This window comes from Rhodococcus wratislaviensis (assembly GCF_041228765.1).
GTDB classification, from domain to species: Bacteria; Actinomycetota; Actinomycetes; order Mycobacteriales; family Mycobacteriaceae; genus Rhodococcus_F; species Rhodococcus_F wratislaviensis.
On the sequence record NZ_CP150488.1, the window covers coordinates 6,727,578 to 6,746,354 of the forward strand.

Here is an 18,777-nt window from a genome sequence, read left to right on the forward strand (position 1 = left end):
CGCCGATCAGGCGTCACCGCGCGGACGCAGCGGAGTGAGCATCCGGCGGGGTGCACGCAGAGCCACGGCGACGGCATCGCTGCGGGGATGGACTGCCTCCCCCGGTCCCGGCGCGACCACCAGGTCCTCGGGGCCCGGGATCGTGCCGCAGTCGGGGCATTGCCCGAAACGATCGAGTTGCGTTCCGCACTCCGCGTGCGAGAACACGCGGCCCGGGTAGCTGCCGGGCGACACGTACTGCTCACCCCATTGCGAGAGCGCATAGATGCTCGGCCACAGAGCTTTTCCGGCCTCGGTGAGTTCGTATTCGGGATGACCGCCGTCTGCGACCCGGACGAGCACTCCGGCCTCGACGAGAGCGGTCAGCCGATCAGTGAGGACGGCGCGGGAGATGTCGAGATGGGCGAGCAGATCGCTGAAGCGGCGGACGCCGTAGAAACAGTCGCGCAGCACGAGCATCGTCCACCGCTCACCCACCACCTCGAGGGCGCGAGCGAGGTTGCAGTTCTGCTGCGAGTACCCGGTTCCCAGTGCCACGCCCACATGCTATCGCACCTCAGTCTTGTCACCAGACCAAATTAGTTCTAAGTTCAGTCTTGTGAACAGACCAACCGCGCTTGCCCCACCGATTCGCGCACGCTCGCCCCGCCCGGGGACCACACTGTCCGTCGCATCGCTCGGGACGTTCGTCGCCCTGGTCGCGTTCTGCGCCCCGCTGGGCAACATGCCCACCGTTGCCGCGGCTCTCTCGGCAGGCCCGGCAGCGCAGACGTGGATTCTCAGTTCGATGAGCGTGGGCCTCGCCGCGGTCCTGCTGACCGCGGGCGCACTCGCCGACGACTACGGCAGGCGCCGGGTGTTCCACTGGGGCGCCTGGCTTCTCGCGGTGGGCGCCGTGGTCGGCGCGGTCAGTCAGGAACCCGTCCTGTTCATCGTCGGGCGACTGATCCAGGGAGTTGCGGGCGCGGCATTGATCGCGGCCAGCCTCGGCGCCGTCGCACACGCCTTCACCACGCCGGCGGCGCGGGCGACGGCGAGCGGGATCTGGGGCGCGAGCGTCGGCGCCGGCATCGCCGTCGGCCCCGTCCTCGCGGGCCTCCTCGACCTCGCCGGGTGGTGGCGCGGCTTGTACTGGGCACTCGCCGTCGCGTCACTCGTGATCGGACAGGTCGCGACACGTGCACTGGCGGAATCACGCTCCGCCGTCCCGAAGCGGATCGACGTTCCGGGAGCGGTCACGCTGTGCGCCGCGATGGTCCTGGTGCTCGTCGCACTCGTCGAGGGCAGGCAGGGGAACACCGCCGCCACCGTGCTCTGCGGTGTCGGCGCAGCCGTGTTCACCCTCGCCTTCGTCGCGGTCGAGCGGCGGCGACCGTTCCCGATGCTCGACCTCGCGTTGTTCCGTCGACGCGACTTCCTGGCCGCCACCCTCGCGGCCCTCGCGACCGGGGCCGGCATCATCGGCCTGATGTCGTTCGCGTGCACGTTCCTGGTCAAGACGATGCACGTCAGCACGCTGGCCGCGGCCGGCGTGATCGCCCTGTGGTCGGGCACGAGTGTCGTGGCGTCGCTGCTCGCCCGCCGACTCCCCGCCCGGCTGGCCGGGTCGCCGCAACTCGTCATCGGACTCGCCGGCGTCGGCGTCGCCATGCTCACGATGACAGGCCTCTCCCCCGACTCGTCCCTGCTGCGCCTCGTCCCGGGACTGCTGCTCGCCGGCGTCGCCAGCGGGCTGCTCAACGCCGGCCTCGGCCGCCAAGCCGTCGCCAGCGTGCCCGCCGACCAGGGCGGACTCGGCAGCGGCGCCAACAACACCGCCCGCTACCTCGGCTCGTCCATCGGCGTCACCGTCGTCAGCATCATCGCCCTCGACCCGGCAGGCACCGTCGACGGCATGGTGTCGGGCTGGAACCATGCGGCCGTCACCACGGGGTTGATCTCACTCGTCGGCGCAGGAGTCGTCGGAGTGCTCGTGCGGGGAACCGCCGTCAGACGTTGAAGCGGAATGCGAGCGGCGGGCCACTCATGTGGTCCTACCTGGGCAAGTGCTGTTCCTGACGGCCGCTCTAGTCCCCTTGTAGCCCCATAGACACCTTACTGTCGGAGCGTGCCCGATACGATCCCCCAATGACAATCCGCGTCGAGGGGATCTCCGATGAGGCCGTGCGCCTCCTGCTGCTGATTGAGGAAGGGCACTTCCAAGACCTCAAAGCAATCGAGATCGCCCCCGCGTCGCTTACAAAAACGATGGCAGCCTTCGCGAACGCAGACGGAGGCGAAATCTACATCGGCATCGATGAGGTGACCGACAGCTGCGGGAAGACCTCCAGGCAGTGGCGCGGTTTCGCATCGCAGGAGGATGCCAATGGTCACATTCAAATATTCGAGACTCTATTCCCCCTCGGTGGCGAGCACCGCTACGAATTCCTTGAGTCCGAATCAGAAACAGGCAAAGTTTTGCACGTCGAGATCGATAAGTCAATATCGATCAAGTCCGCTTCCAACGGCAAGATCTACAAACGGCGAGGAGCCCAGAACCTCCCTGTCACCACCGAAGAAGACAAGCGCAATCTCGAGCGGACAAAGGGCATTACGTCGTTCGAGACGGAAACTGTTCCATATCCGGTGTCCAACATTGTCGAATCCAGTATCACAGCCAAATTCATGGAACACCAAATTCCAACCAACACACCGGAGGGATGGTTCAAAAAACAGCGACTAATCTCCCACGGAGACCTCGCCACTGTGGCAGCGATCCTCCTTTTCGATGATGAGCCTCAAATCGCACTCCCCAAACGATCCGGAATCAAGCTCTACCGCTACAGAACATCGGACGACGAAGGTTCGCGAAAGAATTTGGCATGGGATCCCATAACCATCGAAGGATCCGTCTACAACCAGATATACGCAGCCGTCGACAAGGTGGTTGGCGTCGTTGGCGATTCCAAGATCACCGACAGTGACGGGCTGCGCGAAGTGCAGTACCCATCTGAGACTATCCACGAAATCGTAACCAATGCAGTAATTCACCGCGACTACAGCATACTAGATGACATCCATATCCGAATCTTTGACAATCGCGTCGAAGTCGAAAGCCCGGGAAGGCTTCCCGCGCACATAACTCCTGCGAACATTCTCGACGAGAGGTACTCTCGAAACCCGACGATTGTTCGACTTATCAATAAATTTCCGGATGCGCCTAACAAGGACGTCGGCGAAGGGCTGAACACCGCTTTCGACGCGATGAAGTCGTTGAAACTCAAGGAACCGGTAATTTCCGAACGACCCAACTCCGTGTTGGTCGTTATTCGCCATGAACGCTTGGGGTCACCCGAAGAGATCTGCATGGAATACCTTGAGGACCATGATGAGATCAACAATAGGACACTACGTGCGCTTACTGGAATCGGATCCGAGAATGCAATCAAGCGAGTATTTAACCGCTTGATCGGCACCAAACAGATTGAACGAATTCCCGGGCGAAGTGGACCCGCGTCAGCGTACCGAAAGTGGACGGGACACTCTAACCCCTGATCGCGTGGACGTTCGCCGCGAACGCTGCGTTCATCGCGTTGGCGACGTGATCGCTGGCGTCCTCGTACAGGTGACCGTAGGTGTCCATCGTGATCTTGAACGAGCTGTGGCCCAAGCGCGCCCGGATCGCCTTGGCGGGGACTTTGGCCGCGATTAACAGCAGCCTTAGCGACCGTGCGAGTGTCCTTCGCCGTTGCGGAGACCTTCGCCCCCGCACCAGCGAACCGGCCCTTAGCGTCATGGCGGCACTTTCGTCGCCGGCTCACCGTCGGTTCCCCCCGGCGAGTCGGCCTGCCAGAGCGCGCAGATCGTGATCGTCTTCCGTCGCTGGCGACTTACCCCGGTACCGCCTCCCTAGCTCGGCGGCGCGTCTTCAAGACCGGGCGGAGTCAGGCCCGGTCCCCAGGAGTACTCGCTCGGCAAGGCCTCGGGGTCGCGGGGGCAGTGCTGCGGCCACCATACGGCCCACATCCGACAGTGCTCCAGCCTCACCGCCAGTGCCGGCAACCGGTGCTCAGCCGCTGGCTTGTAGCCCTTCTCTAGCCGTATCGGCTGCTGATCAAGCGGTGACCACATGATAGACAGCAGACGAGCAAAAACAAGCATTCACCAGCATATTCTTCATACTGGTGAGCGCCTGAGCTGCGGGAACTTAGCCCCACTAGACGTTGAAGCGGAACTCCACCACGTCGCCGTCGGCCATGGTGTAGTCCTTGCCCTCCATGCGGACCTTGCCCGCGGCCTTGGCTGCGGCCATGGATCCGGCGGCGACGAGGTCGTCGAAGGAGACGATCTCGGCCTTGATGAAGCCGCGCTCGAAGTCGGTGTGGATGACGCCGGCAGCCTGCGGGGCGGTGTCGCCCTTGTGGATGGTCCAGGCGCGCGATTCCTTGGGGCCCGCGGTGAGGTAGGTCTGCAGGCCGAGGGTGTGGAAGCCGGTGCGGGCGAGTGCGTGCAGGCCGGGCTCGGACTGTCCGATCGAGTCGAGCATCTCCTGCCGGTCCTCTTCGTCCAGTTCGAGCAGCTCCTGCTCGACCTTGGCGTCGAGGAACACGGCGTCCGCGGGGGCGACGGAGGCGCGCAGTTCGGCGACCTTCGCTTCGTCGGTGAGCACGGCCTCGTCGGCGTTGAACACGTACAGGAACGGCTTGGTGGTGAGCAGGCTCAGCTCGCGCAGCAGCGCGAAGTCCAGCTTGTCCTTCGCGCTGAACAGGGTCTTGCCCTCGTCGAGGACTTCCTGCGCCTTCAGCGCCTCCTCGTGGATGGGCTTGAGTTCCTTGTTCTTCTTCGCTTCCTTCTCCAGACGCGGCAGCGCCTTCTCCAGCGTCTGCATGTCGGCGATGACGAGCTCGGTCTCGATCACCTCGATGTCGGATGCCGGGTCCACGCGGCCGTCGACGTGCACGACGTCGTCGTCGTTGAACACGCGAACCACCTGACAGATGGCGTCGGCCTCGCGGATGTTGGCGAGGAACTTGTTGCCGAGGCCGGCGCCCTCGGAGGCACCCTTGACGATGCCGGCGATGTCGACGAACGACACCGTGGCGGGCAGGATGCGCTCGGAACCGAAGATCCGGGCGAGCTCGGAGAGCCGCGGATCCGGCAGTTCGACCAGGCCGACGTTGGGTTCGATGGTCGCGAACGGGTAGTTCGCGGCCAGCACGTCGTTGTTGGTCAGCGCGTTGAACAAGGTGGACTTGCCGACGTTGGGCAGTCCGACGATTCCGAGGGTAAGGCTCACGGTCGTTGGATTCTACGGCGTCGGCGACCGATCAACGACCATCGGCCTCACCAGCTGGAGGTATCGCTGTTCGCGACGAGCGCGATGATCAGGATGGCGTACCCGACGACGAAGACGACGATCAGCGCCACCCAGATCCACAGGGCGATCTTGCCGAGTGCCTTGGCACGGTCCGACGCGTACTGGGCGCCCTGGTAGTCGCCCATCGCCCACTTCGGGTAGACGTCGTGGACGTGGTTGAACGCCGCGAACGCGAGCGGCCAGAAGAAGAGGACGGCGGCCACCGCCCACCCGGCGTTCGAGGGCGGCAGCGGCGGCGGGCCGTACTGCCCCGGGTACGGCTGCGACTGCGCCGGCTGCTGTTGCTGCGTCGGGTACTGGTAGCCGTACGCACCCGTGTCGCCGGGCTTCGGCGGCACCGGATTGCTCGACGATTCCGGATTGATCGACTCCGACATGACGTCCCCCTGTCGTGGCAGCTGACCTCGTGCGTCCACTATCCCACCTGCCTCCCCACGTGAGTGGGAAAGTGCGCCGGAGTACGCGTCGGCACTCACGTGAGGTTCTAGTCTCAGCGAGTGACCCGCTGGTTGATCGTCCTCGCGTTATGGATCCTCGGACTGGGCGCTCTCGCCCTGACCCTCGGTGTGGCGACCGGGTGGTGGTTCGCCGCGGTCGTCGTTCTCGCGCTCGCAGCCCTGGGGACGTGGGATCTGCTGCAACGGCGGCACAGCATTCTGCGGAACTACCCGGTGCTGGGGCACGCACGGTTCCTGCTCGAGAAGATCCGCCCCGAGATCCAGCAGTACTTCATCGAATCGTCCACGGATGGAACGCCCTTCGACCGCGACACCCGCGACCTCGTCTACGAGCGCGCCAAGGGCACCCTCGCCGAGGAACCGTTCGGCACCGAGCGGGACGTGCACGCCGTCGGCTACGAGTTCATGGCCCATTCGCTGCGCGCCCGGATGGCGCCGCCCGAGCCGCCGACCGTCCGCCTCGGCGGCCCCGACTGCGAACGGCCCTACGACATCGCGCTTCTCAACGTGTCGGCGATGAGCTTCGGCTCGCTCTCCGCCAACGCCATCGAAGCCCTCAACGCCGGGGCCGCACGCGGCGGGTTCGCCCACGACACCGGCGAGGGCGCGATCAGCCCGTACCACCGCAAACGCGGCGGCGACCTGATCTGGGAGATCGCGTCCGGCTATTTCGGCTGCCGGACGGACGACGGCCACTTCGACCCCGGCAAGTTCGCCGAACACGCGGCCTCAGACCAGGTGAAGGCCATCTCGATCAAGCTGTCGCAGGGCGCGAAACCCGGGCTCGGCGGTGTGCTGCCCGGAGCGAAGGTCTCACGGGAGATCGCCGAGACCCGCGGCGTGCCGGCCGGACAGACAGTGATCTCCCCGCCCTCGCACACCGCGTTCTCCACCCCGAACGAGCTGATCGACTTCATCGTCACCCTGCGAAAGCTCTCCGGCGGCAAACCCGTCGGGTTCAAATTGTGCGTCGGATCGCGTACCGAGTTCCTCGGCATCTGCAAGGCGATGCTCGAACGCGACGTCACCCCGGACTTCGTCATCGTCGACGGCTCCGAGGGCGGAACCGGGGCCGGTCCAGTGGAATTCGAGGACAACATGGGCATGCCCCTGACCGAGGGGCTGATGCTCGTGCACAACGCGCTCACCGGCGCTGGACTGCGGAACCGCATCAAGATCGGCGCGTCCGGGAAGGTCGCCAGCGCATCCGACATCGTCAAACGGATCATCCAGGGCGCCGACTTCACGCTGGCCGCCCGCGCGATGATGTTCGCCGTCGGGTGCATCCAGGCGCAGATGTGCCACACCAACCGCTGCCCCGTCGGGGTGACGACGCAGGACCCGGCGCGAACCCGCGCACTCGACGTCCCCGACAAGGCGGCCAGGGTGTTCCGGTTCCAGAAGTCGACGGTGGCCGGCGCCCAGCAGATGGTGGCATCGATGGGTCTCGACAGCTTCGACCAACTGACACCGGCGATGCTCAACCGGCGGATCGACGGCGTCACCACCCGCACCTATGCGGAACTGTACGAGTGGCTGATGCCCGGCGAACTGCTCGAGGATCCGCCCTCGGATTGGCTCACCGACTGGATCGACGCCGATTCGTCTCGCTTCTGACGTCGTTTTTTCGTCGAACCGAACGTCGGCACAATAGGGTGACGGGGGCCACAAAAGATGTGGCAACTGTCGACGGCGTCACCCCTGGCACACAATGACGACGGGGGCGCTGGGAAGGAGTTCGCGATGGCCCTGAGAGCCGCCCCCGAATCCGAGATCGAGTACCTGAAAACGGATCCGGACCTGCCAGCGGTCGGCGTCGTGGACCGCACCCCCATCTCACCGGCGGCGCGGATCACGTTCGCCGTCCTCGGCCTTCTCGGCGGCATCGCCTGGGTGATGATCGCGTTCGTCCGCGGCGAGAACATCAACGCCGTCTGGTTCGTGGTGGCCGCCGTCTGCACGTACCTCATCGCCTACCGCTTCTACGCGCGGCTGATCGAGCGCAAACTCGTCCAACCCCGTGACGACCGGGCCACCCCCGCCGAGATCCTGGAGAACGGCAAGGACTACATGCCGACGGACCGGCGGGTGCTGTTCGGGCACCACTTCGCCGCCATCGCCGGCGCAGGCCCCCTCGTCGGCCCCGTCCTCGCCGCGCAGATGGGCTACCTGCCCGGCACGCTGTGGATCATCATCGGCGTCGTCTTCGCCGGAGCCGTCCAGGACTTCCTCGTCCTGTGGATCTCGACGAAACGCCGCGGACGCAGCCTCGGTCAGATGGCCCGCGACGAACTCGGCGTCGTCGGCGGTGTCGCCGCCATGATCGGCGTCTTCGTCATCATGATAATCCTCATCGCGGTGCTCGCCCTCGTCGTCGTCAACGCGCTCGCGGAAAGCCCGTGGGGTGTGTTCTCCATCGCCATGACCATCCCGATCGCCCTGTTCATGGGCGTCTACCTGCGGTACCTGCGCCCGGGCAAGGTCGCGGAGGTGTCGCTGATCGGCGTCGTGCTGCTGCTCCTGGCCATCGTGTCGGGCGGCTGGGTGGCCGACACCGGATGGGGCGCCGACTGGTTCACGCTCTCCAAGGTGACCATCGCCTGGCTGATGATCGCCTACGGTTTCGCCGCATCCGTTCTTCCCGTGTGGCTGCTGCTGGCCCCGCGCGACTACCTGTCGACGTTCATGAAGATCGGCACGATCCTCCTGCTCGCCATCGGCATCCTGGTCGCACGACCCACCATTCAGATGCCGGACGTCACCACCTTCGCGATCCAGGGCAACGGTCCCGCCTTCGCCGGATCGCTGTTCCCGTTCCTGTTCATCACCATCGCGTGCGGCGCGCTGTCCGGCTTCCACGCCCTGATCGCGTCCGGCACCACCCCCAAACTGCTGGAGAAGGAGAAGCAGACCCGCCTGATCGGCTACGGGGGCATGCTCACCGAGTCGTTCGTTGCGATCATGGCGCTCGTCACCGCGTGCATCATCGACCAGCACCTGTACTTCGCGCTCAACGCGCCGGCCACCCTCACCGGTGGGACCCCCGAGACGGCCGCTGCGTATGTGAACAGCCTCGGACTGTCCAGCCCGAACATCACCGCGGACACCCTCTCGCAGGCGGCGGCGGGCGTGGACGAGGAGTCCATCATCTCGCGCACCGGCGGTGCGCCGACGCTCGCGTTCGGCATGTCGCAAGTGCTCAGCCAGTTCCTCGGCGGCGCCGCCCTCAAAGCGTTCTGGTATCACTTCGCGATCATGTTCGAGGCGCTGTTCATCCTCACCACCGTCGACGCCGGTACCCGTGTCGCCCGGTTCATGCTGTCCGACTCGCTCGGCAACTTCGGCGGACCCGCCCGCAAATTCAAGGATCCGTCGTGGCGGGTCGGAGCCTGGGTGTGCTCGCTGGCCGTCGTCGGACTGTGGGGCGCCATCCTCCTGATGGGCGTCACCGACCCGCTCGGCGGAATCAACACCCTCTTCCCGCTCTTCGGCATCGCGAACCAGTTGCTCGCCGCAATCGCCCTCACCGTGGTGCTCGCCGTCGTCATGAAGAAGGGCCTCTTCAAGTGGGCATGGATTCCCGGCGTCCCACTCGTCTGGGATCTCATCGTGACCATGACCGCGTCCTGGCAGAAGATCTTCTCCGGCAACACCTCCGTCGGCTACTGGTCCCAGCACGCCGCGTTCAAGGAAGCGAAGGAAGCCGGCAAGACCAGTTTCGGTTCGGCCAAGACCCCGGAGGCCATCGACGCCGTCATCCGCAACACGTTCATCCAGGGCACCCTGTCCATCGTGTTCGCCGGACTCGTCCTCGTCGTCGTGGTGGCCGGCGCGCTCGTCTGCATCAAGGCGTTCCGGGCCGGTGGACTGCCGACCACCGAAGCGCCCGAGGAACCGTCGAAGATCTTCGCCCCGGCCGGATTCGTCCCCACCGCCGCCGAGAAGGCACTCGAAAAGGAATGGAACGAACTGATCGCTTCGGGCGCCGTCCGCGCGCCCGGTGCCGCACACACCCACACGGACAGGGCACATCACCATGATGAATAGGGTCGTGGGGGCCGTCCGGACCGCCTGGTGGTGGACCGGGTCGCTGATGGGCGACCACGACTACAGCAGATACGTCGAACACCTTCGCCGGAACCATCCGGACGCCGAGGTGCCGACCGAGCGCGAGTACTGGAAGGCGCGCTACGCGGACGCCGACACGAACCCGGGTGCCCGCTGCTGCTGACCTCACCGACCCGTCCCGGCGTCCCCCAGTACTGTCAGTACTGATCGGCTGAGCAGACACGGTGAGGGAGGACCATCTGTGACGGAGAAGGAAGCCCCGGCGCCGTCCGGGAGCACAGTCACGAAACCGGACCGCGGGCATCTCATCGGGGTGGGTGCGATGTGGGTGGCCAAATGGTCGCTGGTCCTCGTAGCCATCTCGCTGGGGGCCTTGTTGTTCGGGTGGATCATCGAAAAGCTGTGGGTGATCGTCCTCCCCGTGCTCCTGGCCGTCGTGGTGTGCACGGTGCTGTGGCCGCCGACACGGGCGATGACAAGACGGCGTATCCCCCCGGCGGCGGCCGCCGCGACGTCCCTCGTCGTGTTCATCGCCGTCGTGGCCGGAATCATCGCGGGCATCGTGCCGTCCGTCGTGAGCCAGGCCCCTGAGCTGGCCAACAAGGCCACCCAGGGCATCAACCAGGTGCAGGACTGGTTGAAGGGTCCGCCGATCAACCTGCAGGACGATCAGATCGACCAGGGCATCCACACCATCATCGTGAAGGTCCAGGAGAGTGGAACGGTCATCGCATCCGGTGTGTTCACCGGGGTCAGCACCGCCAGCTCCCTGCTGATCACGCTCGGCCTCGTGCTGGTGCTGTCGTTCTTCTTCATCAAGGACGGTCCGCGGTTCATCCCGTGGCTGCACTCCGTCAGCGGCGGCCGCGCCGGCCGTCACCTCGAAGTGGTGCTGGGACGCATGTGGGACACGCTCGGCGGGTTCATCAGGACGCAGGCACTGGTCAGCCTCATCGACGCCGTCTTCATCGGCGCCGGACTGCTGATTCTCGGTGTGCCTCTGGCACCGGTCCTCGCGATCCTGACGTTCATCGGTGGCTTCATCCCGATCGTCGGTGCGTTCGTCGCCGGCGCTCTCGCTGTGCTCGTCGCGTTGGTGGCCAACGGTCTCACCACCGCGGTGATCGTGCTGATCATCATCCTCGTGGTGCAGCAGATCGAGGGCAACGTGCTCCAGCCCGTTCTCCAGAGCAAGAGCATGAAACTGCACGCCGTCGTGGTTCTGCTGGCCGTCACCGCCGGTGGCTCCGTGTTCGGGATCGTCGGCGCCTTCCTCGCGGTGCCCGCCGCCGCCGTCGCCGCCGTGGTGGTGCGCTACATCGGTGAGCAGATCGACGAGCACAGCGCCGAAAGCAACATCGCCGACGCCGTCGCCGCGAACGAAGACCTCGACGATGCCGAACGGGAGGGCGTCACCGTCGATCAGGCCGCCGTCGCACCCAAGGCGGACTGAGCGGCGGTCAGCCGGCGACGACCTCCACGGTGGAGCCGGTGCGTCCGCGAATCACGTGCAGCCGGCTCGGGATTCGCTGACGCATCTCGTCGACGTGACTGACGATCCCGACCACCCGGCCGCCGTCACGAAGCTCGTCGAGCACACCCATCACCGAGTCGAGGGTGTCCGCGTCGAGGGTGCCGAATCCCTCGTCGATGAACATCGTGTCGAGGACGACGCCTCCCGACTCCGCCGCAACCACGTCGGCGAGACCGAGCGCCAGCGACAGCGACGCCAGGAACGACTCACCGCCGGACAGGGTCTTGGCCGAACGCACCACCCCGGTGTAGTCGTCGCGGATGTCCAGCCCCAGACCACCGCGGCGGCCCCGCGGACCGGCCTCGTCGCTGTGGACGAACTCGTAACGTCCCGCCGACATCCGGCCGAGCCGGGCGGATGCCGAGACCGCCACCTCTTCCAGCCGGGCCGCCAGCACATACGACCGCAGCGACATCTTCCTGGCGTTCTGGCCACGGCCCGCGATCACCTCCGCGAGCGCCGCCAGCTCCTCGTGCGCGGCCTGCATCGGCGCAATCGCCTCGGCGGCCTTGTCGAGCTGACCGACGAACCGTTCCAGATCGAGCAGGCGGCGCTCCGCGTCGGACGCCGCCGCGACGGCGACGTTCACCACCTCCGCGGCCATGTCGTGCGCGTGCTGGACGGACGCCAATTCCACGGGCTCCGCCTCGGCGACGGCAACGACCTCGGGGTCGTCGAGCACGCTGCGCGCCCCGACCTCGGCGTCCCGCGCCGCGGCGAGGACGGCCTCGATCTCACCCTGGCGGGCGGCCGTCCGGACCGCGGTCACGGCGTCGGCAGTGCCGTCGAATCCGGCGTCCCCGGCGAATGTTTCGGCCTTGGCCACGAGTTCTTGGGCCGCCGACTCGGCTGCGGCACCGGCGTCCCGCGCGTCGAGCAGCTCGGATGCGGATTCGGAAAGGGCGTCGAGTCGTGCGCGACGAGCCTCCACGCTCGGGTCGTCGCCTGCGGCCTCGCTCACCCGGGCCCGGATCTCCCCGAGCTGTGTCGTACTCGCCGCAATCCTCTCGGCGACGGTGGCGGCGTCGACGCCCACGTCCCGCGACCGTTCCTGCAGGTGAGCCTCGCGGTCCCGCAGTTCGGTGAGTGTTGCGGACCGGCGCTCGACCTCACCGCCCAGCGCGGTCGCCTCCCCCACCGCCGTCTCCGCGGCGGTGAGGGCCTGCGCGAGTTCGTCCGCGTCACCGTCGCCGCCGCGCTGGACGAGCACGTCTATCGCGCGCTCCACCGCGCCCAGCTTCTCGGTCGCGGTCGTCAGCGCTGCCGCGGCCTTCTGCTCCGCGTTGAGGGCCTTGTCCTCGTCGGCTTTCGTGACCGACAGCTCGGACGGTTCGGCGGGCTGCGGGTGCTCGGGTGAACCACACACCTGGCACGGGACACCATCCTCGAGCGTGCCCGCCAGTTCGGCAGCCATGCCCGCGATCCGGCGTTGCAGCAGGTCGAGCCAGTGCTCCCGCGCGTCCTGATGCTTTCGCCGGGCATCGAGCACGCCGCGGTCGAGTCGATCCCGTTCGGTGCGGCGGGTGCGGAGATCCGCCGCCGCCGAGGCAGCGTCGGCTGCCCGGTCCCGGGCATCGACGAGGGCGGGCAGTGCGGCGCGGGCCTTTTGCGCCGAGTCGAGGGCTTTCTCCGCTTCCCGCAGAGCGAGAGGCAATTGTTCCCGCTCCCGGGACAGAGCGTCACCCGCCTCGGCGAGTTCGACCTGCCGGGCGCGCAGCCGCTCCAGTTCGACGGCGAGCCGGTCGGCGGCGACGGATTCGGTGAGTGCCCCGTCGAGGCGCACGATCTCGTCACGCCAGGCACGGATACTCGACCGGATGTGGTCCCGTTCGTCAGCGGTCGGAGGCCAGGTCAACTCCGCCACCAGATCGGCGCCGCCCACCGTCGAACGCAGACCGACCGTGATCGATCCGACGTTCCGCGCGGCGACCGCGGCCTTGGCGCGGGCGGCGTCGGCGTCGCGCGCCACGGTCGCGACCGGTTCGGCCCGGCGCGCATCCGCCAGTTCGGCGGCGAGGACCGCCCGCTGCTCGGCACCCGCGGCGTGGGCGTCGAGTTCCGTCTCGGCTCGTTGCCGGCGGGTCTGCAGTTCGAGGACGCGGCGCGCCTCCGTGAGCGCGTCACGAGCCACCTTCGCCTGACTCTTGGCTTTCTGCAGGTCGTCGGCGGCCAGGTCGCGGGTTTCGCGCGCCTCGTCCTCGAGCTTGTGGGCCCAGGTCACCGGATCGGCGTCGGCGCCGCCTTCGATGCCCGCAGCCGTCGCGACCCTCGCCAGCAGGACGTCGACGGCCCGTTGATGCTCGTCCAGGTCATGGGCGCTGGTGCGCCTGCGGTCGAGGAACCATTCCTCCACCGTCCCGAATCGGGTGGTGTCGAACAGCCTCTCCAAGAGCTGACCGCGTTCCTCGGTGTCGGCGCGCAGAAACTTCGCGAACTCGCCCTGCGGCAGCAGGACCACCTGAAAGAACTGGTCGGCGCTCATGCCCATCAGCCGCCCGACCTCGTCGGCGATGTCGGGGATCCGTGACAGGTTTTCGCCGCGACCGTCCAGCCAGGTGAGCGTGGCCTTCGCGTTCTCTTTGATGGTGCCCGACCCACGGCGCTTGGGGCGCTCGAACTCCGGGCTGCGGACGAGTCGCAGATGCCGGCCCGCGATCGTCGCCTCGAGCGTCACCGTCGGAACCGAACCGGCGGGCGCGTGGTCGGACAGGAGGCGTTTGCCGTCCTTCCGCGCCCCGGGCACCGTGCCGTACAGCGCAAACGCCACCGCGTCGAGGACCGTCGTCTTACCGGCTCCGGTATGACCGTGCAGCAGAAAGAGCCCGTCCGCGCCGAGCCGATCGAAGTCGACTTCCACCGATCCTGCGAACGGCCCGAAGGCTTCGACCTCGAGTCGATGCAGCCTCATGCCGTCTGTTCCAGCGCGACGACCTCGGCGGTGTCCTCGCCGGCCCGGTCGGCGAAGCCGAGTGCAGCTTCCACCAGCCGGATCTCGCCGGTCGACGGTTCGCTGCGCACGTCGGTGATGAAGCTGCGCGTGATCTGCAGATCGCTGCGACCGTGCACCTTGTCGCGGTAGCGCAGATCGTCGCTGCTGTCGGGGCGTTGCCACTCGAGGTGAACGGCGAACGGGAATCGCGTCTGAAGTGAGCGCATGGCGTCGACCGGACGTTCCGTGTCGGTGAGCACCGCCGACACGTAGCAGTCCTCGGCGTCGCGGAAACTGTCGTCCTCGAGCAACTCCTGCACCGTCCCCGTCAGTTGCCGGAGACCGCGGACCACCGGTAAGTCGACCCGGTCGACGGCACGCAGTCCGTCGGCGTCGAGATCCACCAGGTAGACCGCCTTGCTGTGGGTGCGCTCACCGAACGAGTACGGCAGCGGCGAGCCCGAGTACCGGATGTTCTCGGCGAGAGTCTGCGGCGAGTGGAGGTGGCCGAGCGCGACGTAGTCGACCCCGCCGAACGCCGAGGCCGACACCGTCTCGACGCCACCGACGGAGATGGATCTCTCCGACCCGGTCGCCTCGGCGCCCACGACGAACGCGTGGGCCAGCACCACGGACCTGGTGCGCGGACCGGTGTCGTTCCGCGCGTCGAGGTCGGTGCGGACCCGGTCCATCGCGGCGTCGAGGATCTCGGCGTGCGACCGAGCGGTCGGTACGTCCAGTTGCGCACGGGTGATCTCGGGCTCGAGATAGGGAATGCCGTAGAACGCGACGGGACCGTGCTCGTCCTCGAGCACGACAGGCGCGCCGATCCCGGCGACCGTCGTCATGAGGTGCAGCCCGCCGGCACGGGAGAACGCGGCACCCGCCCCGAGCCGCGCGGCGGAGTCGTGGTTGCCGGACGTGGCGACGATGACCGCGCCTGCGTTCCGGATGGCTTCGAATCCGCGGTTGCACACGGTGACGGCGTCCGCGCTGGGGATCGACCGGTCGTAGACGTCTCCGGGAACGACGACGACGTCCACGCCGTGCTCGGCGACGAGGGCGGCGATCGCCTCGAGCACATCGGCCTGGTCGGTGAGCAGGTCCACCCCGTGGAACGTGCGTCCGATGTGCCAGTCCGAAGTGTGCAGGATCCTCATGTCTCGAGACCGTAGAGCACCGTGCCGACAACCTCGAACACCTCGGCCGCGTGGCGTCCGAGCGATTCGACGTGTCGCTGGGGCGGTGCCCCACATGTTCGCTGGAGCGGTGCCCCACATGTCGCTGGGGCTGTGCCCCACATGTCGGTGGGTCGGTGCACCATGAGCCACATGAATGCACTCGCTGCACTCGGAATGCTTCTGGCGCTGGCCGCGGGCACCGCCCTCGGGTGGCTGCTGCACGCGGCGCGGAGTGGCGATCGGGCGGCGCGAGCGGAGGCACAGCTCGCCGCGCTGCGCGAGAACGAGGCCCTGCTGCGGCAGTCGCTCGGCGCGGTCAGCGAGGATTCCGCGCGCCGCCACTCGGGTGCGATCGGCGAGCAGATCTCGCGACTGGTCGGACCGCTGCACGAGGCCGTGGGCGCCCTGGCGGAACAGGTGGACCACGTCGAACGCAACCGGGTTCACGCATACGCCGGGCTCAGTGAGCAGGTCGAGGGCATGCACCGCACGTCACAGATGCTGTCCGCGCAGACGAACAGGCTCGTCACGGCGCTGCGGGCGCCGCAGATCCGGGGCCGGTGGGGCGAGATCCAGCTGGAGCGGGTGGTCGAACTGGCCGGGATGGTCCGGCACTGCGACTTCGACACCCAGGTGTCGAAGGAGGGTGTCCGTCCGGATCTGCTCGTGTACCTCGCGGGCGGCAAGCAGATCGTGGTCGACGCCAAGGTCCCGTTCGCGGCGTACCTGGACGCCGCGCAGACCGAAGATCCGGCGGCCCGCGAACAGCACCTCTCCCGGCACGCCCGGCAGCTGCGCACGCACGTCGACCAGTTGGCCGACAAGACGTACTGGGAGTCGTTCGACCCGACGCCGGAATTCGTGGTGCTGTTCGTGCCCGGTGATCCGTTCCTGGACGCGGCGCTGACCGCCGACTCCGGACTGCTCGAGCACGCGTTCTCGCGGAACGTGATCCTCGCCACCCCCACCACCCTCATCGCGTTGCTGCGGACCATCGCGCACACCTGGCGTCAGGAGGCGCTGTCTCAGGACGCCGCGAAGATCCACCAGCTCGGCCGGGAGCTGTATTCGCGGCTCGGCACGGTCGGCGCGCACCTCGACCGGCTCGGCTCACAACTCGGCAAGGCGGTCGACTCGTTCAATCTCACCGTCGCGTCGATGGAGTCCCGGGTCACAGTCACCGCCCGCAAGCTTCACGACCTCGACGTGTTCGACGGCGACGTCACCGAGGTCAGCGCCGTCGATTCGTGGCCGCGACGCACAAATCTCGAGGATCTCTCAGGCTCTACCGGTCACGCCAACGAGGCTAGTTAACAAGTTGCCGCTACTGTCGTTGTGTGTCTGCAACCCAACGTGCTCGCTCTGGGGTGCCGCTCGACAGGCGGTCGATTGTCCCTACGGTCCCCGGTCTCCCCTGGTGGGGTGTCATTCTCCTGGCCGTCGGAGTCACCTTTGTCGGATTCGCTGTCGATGCGGCTCGTGGCACCGAACTCACGGCTGCGTTCTCCACGTTCTACTTCCTCGGCTGTGTCCTCGCCGTGGCCGCTGCCGGCAATCGGGCGCTGTTCACCGCGATCGTCCAGCCACCGCTGATCCTGTTCGTCGCGGTGCCGCTCGGACAGAGCCTGATCGCGGAGGAGAACAGCACCGCACTGAAAGACCTGGCGATCAACGTCGCGTATCCGCTGGTCAACCGATTTCCGGTGATGCTCGCCGCCACCGTGGTGACCCTGCTGATCGGTGGACTCCGTCTCTTCCTGCTGCAGCAACGCAAGACCGGTCCCGCCCGCACGTCCGAGCGCCGACGCGCGCAGCGGACGCCACGCGCCGCCCGCCCTCGGCGCGCAGCCGAGGGGTCGGAGGAGTCTCCACCGCCGCGTCGGGCGCGTGAGAAGGACAGTGCACGGGCGCGTGACAGGGACGCTGCACGGGATCATCCCCGCTCGGCGCGTCGGGCTGCCACCCCACCGCCGCGCCGCTCGTCCTCGTCGGGCGGACGCACCACGCCCCCACCACCGATGGTCGACCGGGCGGCGCAGGCACCCCGCTCGGCACCCCCACGCACCACTCAGGCGCCGCGTTCGGTCCCCCCGCGGACGACGCCGCGACCCCGGCCCAACCCCGACGTGCCTGCCCACCCCATTCCGCAGGTGCGCTACCGCGACCGCTACGAGCCGCCGTTCGAGACGGAGCAGCCCCGCTAGAGCAGGGTCAGCGCCCGTAGCGGTCCGATCAGTGCCGCGCGGCGCGAAGCTCGCGCGGCAGTGCGAAGACCAGCGTCTCGTTGGCCGTGGTGACCGGCTGGACGTCGTGGAATCCGTGCTCGTCGAGCAGATCGATCACACCGCGCACCAAAATCTCCGGCACCGACGCTCCGGAGGTGATCCCGACCGTCCGGACCCCGTCGAGCCAGGCCGGATCCACTTCGCGTGCGTAATCGACCAGGTACGACGCCTTCGCGCCCGCATTCAGTGCGACCTCGACGAGGCGAACGGAGTTCGAGGAGTTGCGGGATCCGACGACGATGACGAGGTCGCATTCGGGCGCCATCGCCTTGACCGCGACCTGACGGTTCTGGGTGGCGTAGCAGATGTCGTCACTCGGCGGGTCCTGCAGATTCGGGAAACGCTCCCGCAGCCGCGCGACCGTCTGCATCGTCTCGTCGACGCTCAACGTGGTCTGCGACAACCAGATGACCTTCGATTCGTCGCGGACCGTCACGGCGTCGACGGAGTCGGGTCCGTCGACCAGCTGCACGTGATCGGGGGCCTCGCCGGCTGTGCCCTCCACTTCCTCGTGGCCCTCGTGGCCGATCAGGAGGATGTCGAAGTCGTCGCGGGCGAAGCGCTTGGCTTCCTGGTGGACCTTCGTGACCAGCGGGCACGTGGCGTCGATGGTGCGCAGGTTGCGCGCCGCGGCCGATTCGTGGACCGCGGGAGACACGCCGTGGGCGGAGAACACAAGCAGCGCACCCTCCGGAACCTCGTCGGTTTCGTCGACGAAGACGACACCCTGATCGGTGAGAGTCTCGACGACGTGCCGGTTGTGGACGATCTCCTTACGCACGTAGATCGGGGCGCCGTGCTTCTCGAGCGCCTTCTCCACCGTCTCGACGGCGCGGTCCACGCCGGCGCAGTAGCCGCGGGGCTCCGCGAGCAGTACGCGCTTCTCGCCGTCGGCGCGCGACGCTCCCGAATCTGCAGAACGTGTGATACCCACATTGAGTGGAACAGCCGAAGACATGGTTCCAG

Annotated in this window: 15 protein-coding genes; 8 read left to right on the top strand and 7 right to left on the bottom strand. The window is 67.2% G+C overall.

The annotated features are described in order from the left end of the window. Nucleotides 1-6: 6 nt before the first annotated feature. Nucleotides 7-543 (bottom strand): helix-turn-helix domain-containing protein, encoded by a 537-nt coding sequence (locus WKC72_RS31060; RefSeq protein WP_112299104.1) that lies wholly within the window; start codon nucleotides 541-543, stop codon nucleotides 7-9. Between the two features lie 55 nt (nucleotides 544-598). Here WKC72_RS31060 and WKC72_RS31065 point away from each other — a divergent pair, with 55 nt between their 5' ends. After that, nucleotides 599-1,999, top strand: coding sequence for an MFS transporter (locus WKC72_RS31065; RefSeq protein ID WP_370180688.1), 1,401 nt, complete (start codon nucleotides 599-601; stop codon nucleotides 1,997-1,999). A gap of 128 nt (nucleotides 2,000-2,127) precedes the next feature. Next, complete coding sequence (locus WKC72_RS31070) at nucleotides 2,128-3,534, top strand: ATP-binding protein (RefSeq protein ID WP_370180689.1); 1,407 nt, start codon at nucleotides 2,128-2,130, stop codon at nucleotides 3,532-3,534. On the opposite strand, the gene WKC72_RS31075 is transcribed toward WKC72_RS31070, so the two are convergent. The 3 genes from WKC72_RS31075 to WKC72_RS31085 all read right to left on the bottom strand — a co-directional run bounded on the left by WKC72_RS31075 (nucleotide 3,524) and on the right by WKC72_RS31085 (nucleotide 5,733). After that, nucleotides 3,524-3,649 carry a hypothetical protein gene (locus tag WKC72_RS31075; protein ID WP_370180690.1) on the bottom strand — a complete coding sequence of 42 codons (126 nt, stop codon included), beginning with the start codon at nucleotides 3,647-3,649 and terminating at the stop codon, nucleotides 3,524-3,526. The two genes, WKC72_RS31070 and WKC72_RS31075, sit on opposite strands and share 11 nt — an antisense overlap. Before the next feature lie 546 nt (nucleotides 3,650-4,195). After that, on the bottom strand, nucleotides 4,196-5,275 hold the full coding sequence (gene ychF, locus WKC72_RS31080) for a redox-regulated ATPase YchF (protein WP_128639249.1): 1,080 nt from the start codon (nucleotides 5,273-5,275) through the stop codon (nucleotides 4,196-4,198). Nucleotides 5,276-5,322: 47 nt separating this feature from the next. Then, nucleotides 5,323-5,733 carry a CD225/dispanin family protein gene (locus WKC72_RS31085; RefSeq protein ID WP_037231541.1) on the bottom strand — a complete coding sequence of 137 codons (411 nt, stop codon included), beginning with the start codon at nucleotides 5,731-5,733 and terminating at the stop codon, nucleotides 5,323-5,325. A gap of 120 nt (nucleotides 5,734-5,853) precedes the next feature. Between WKC72_RS31085 and WKC72_RS31090 the strand changes: the two genes are divergently transcribed. The 4 genes from WKC72_RS31090 to WKC72_RS31105 all read left to right on the top strand — a co-directional run bounded on the left by WKC72_RS31090 (nucleotide 5,854) and on the right by WKC72_RS31105 (nucleotide 11,335). Further along, nucleotides 5,854-7,431, top strand: a complete 1,578-nt coding sequence (locus WKC72_RS31090; RefSeq protein WP_370180691.1) for an FMN-binding glutamate synthase family protein — start codon at nucleotides 5,854-5,856, stop codon at nucleotides 7,429-7,431. Nucleotides 7,432-7,557: 126 nt separating this feature from the next. Continuing rightward, nucleotides 7,558-9,861, top strand: coding sequence for a carbon starvation CstA family protein (locus WKC72_RS31095; RefSeq protein WP_037231695.1), 2,304 nt, complete (start codon nucleotides 7,558-7,560; stop codon nucleotides 9,859-9,861). Continuing rightward, on the top strand, nucleotides 9,854-10,045 hold the full coding sequence (locus WKC72_RS31100) for a YbdD/YjiX family protein (RefSeq protein ID WP_037231693.1): 192 nt from the start codon (nucleotides 9,854-9,856) through the stop codon (nucleotides 10,043-10,045). The genes WKC72_RS31095 and WKC72_RS31100 overlap by 8 nt, the downstream gene beginning before the upstream one ends. A gap of 78 nt (nucleotides 10,046-10,123) precedes the next feature. Next, nucleotides 10,124-11,335, top strand: a complete 1,212-nt coding sequence (locus WKC72_RS31105; RefSeq protein ID WP_037231535.1) for an AI-2E family transporter — start codon at nucleotides 10,124-10,126, stop codon at nucleotides 11,333-11,335. A gap of 7 nt (nucleotides 11,336-11,342) precedes the next feature. Here the strand turns inward: WKC72_RS31105 and WKC72_RS31110 are convergent, their stop codons facing one another. Then, nucleotides 11,343-14,324: an AAA family ATPase gene (locus tag WKC72_RS31110; protein ID WP_370180692.1), complete on the bottom strand. Its 2,982-nt coding sequence runs from the start codon at nucleotides 14,322-14,324 to the stop codon at nucleotides 11,343-11,345. After that, nucleotides 14,321-15,505, bottom strand: coding sequence for an exonuclease SbcCD subunit D (locus WKC72_RS31115; RefSeq protein ID WP_370180693.1), 1,185 nt, complete (start codon nucleotides 15,503-15,505; stop codon nucleotides 14,321-14,323). Before WKC72_RS31115 ends, WKC72_RS31110 begins: the two co-directional genes overlap by 4 nt. Nucleotides 15,506-15,676: 171 nt before the next feature. Between WKC72_RS31115 and WKC72_RS31120 the strand changes: the two genes are divergently transcribed. Together WKC72_RS31120 and WKC72_RS31125 are read left to right on the top strand one after the other, a co-directional pair. Further along, nucleotides 15,677-16,840: a DNA recombination protein RmuC gene (locus WKC72_RS31120; RefSeq protein ID WP_370180694.1), complete on the top strand. Its 1,164-nt coding sequence runs from the start codon at nucleotides 15,677-15,679 to the stop codon at nucleotides 16,838-16,840. A gap of 23 nt (nucleotides 16,841-16,863) precedes the next feature. Next, complete coding sequence (locus WKC72_RS31125; protein WP_370180695.1) at nucleotides 16,864-17,730, top strand: DUF6542 domain-containing protein; 867 nt, start codon at nucleotides 16,864-16,866, stop codon at nucleotides 17,728-17,730. A gap of 28 nt (nucleotides 17,731-17,758) precedes the next feature. On the opposite strand, the gene WKC72_RS31130 is transcribed toward WKC72_RS31125, so the two are convergent. After that, nucleotides 17,759-18,769: a 4-hydroxy-3-methylbut-2-enyl diphosphate reductase gene (locus WKC72_RS31130; protein WP_037231523.1), complete on the bottom strand. Its 1,011-nt coding sequence runs from the start codon at nucleotides 18,767-18,769 to the stop codon at nucleotides 17,759-17,761. Nucleotides 18,770-18,777 lie beyond the last annotated feature (8 nt).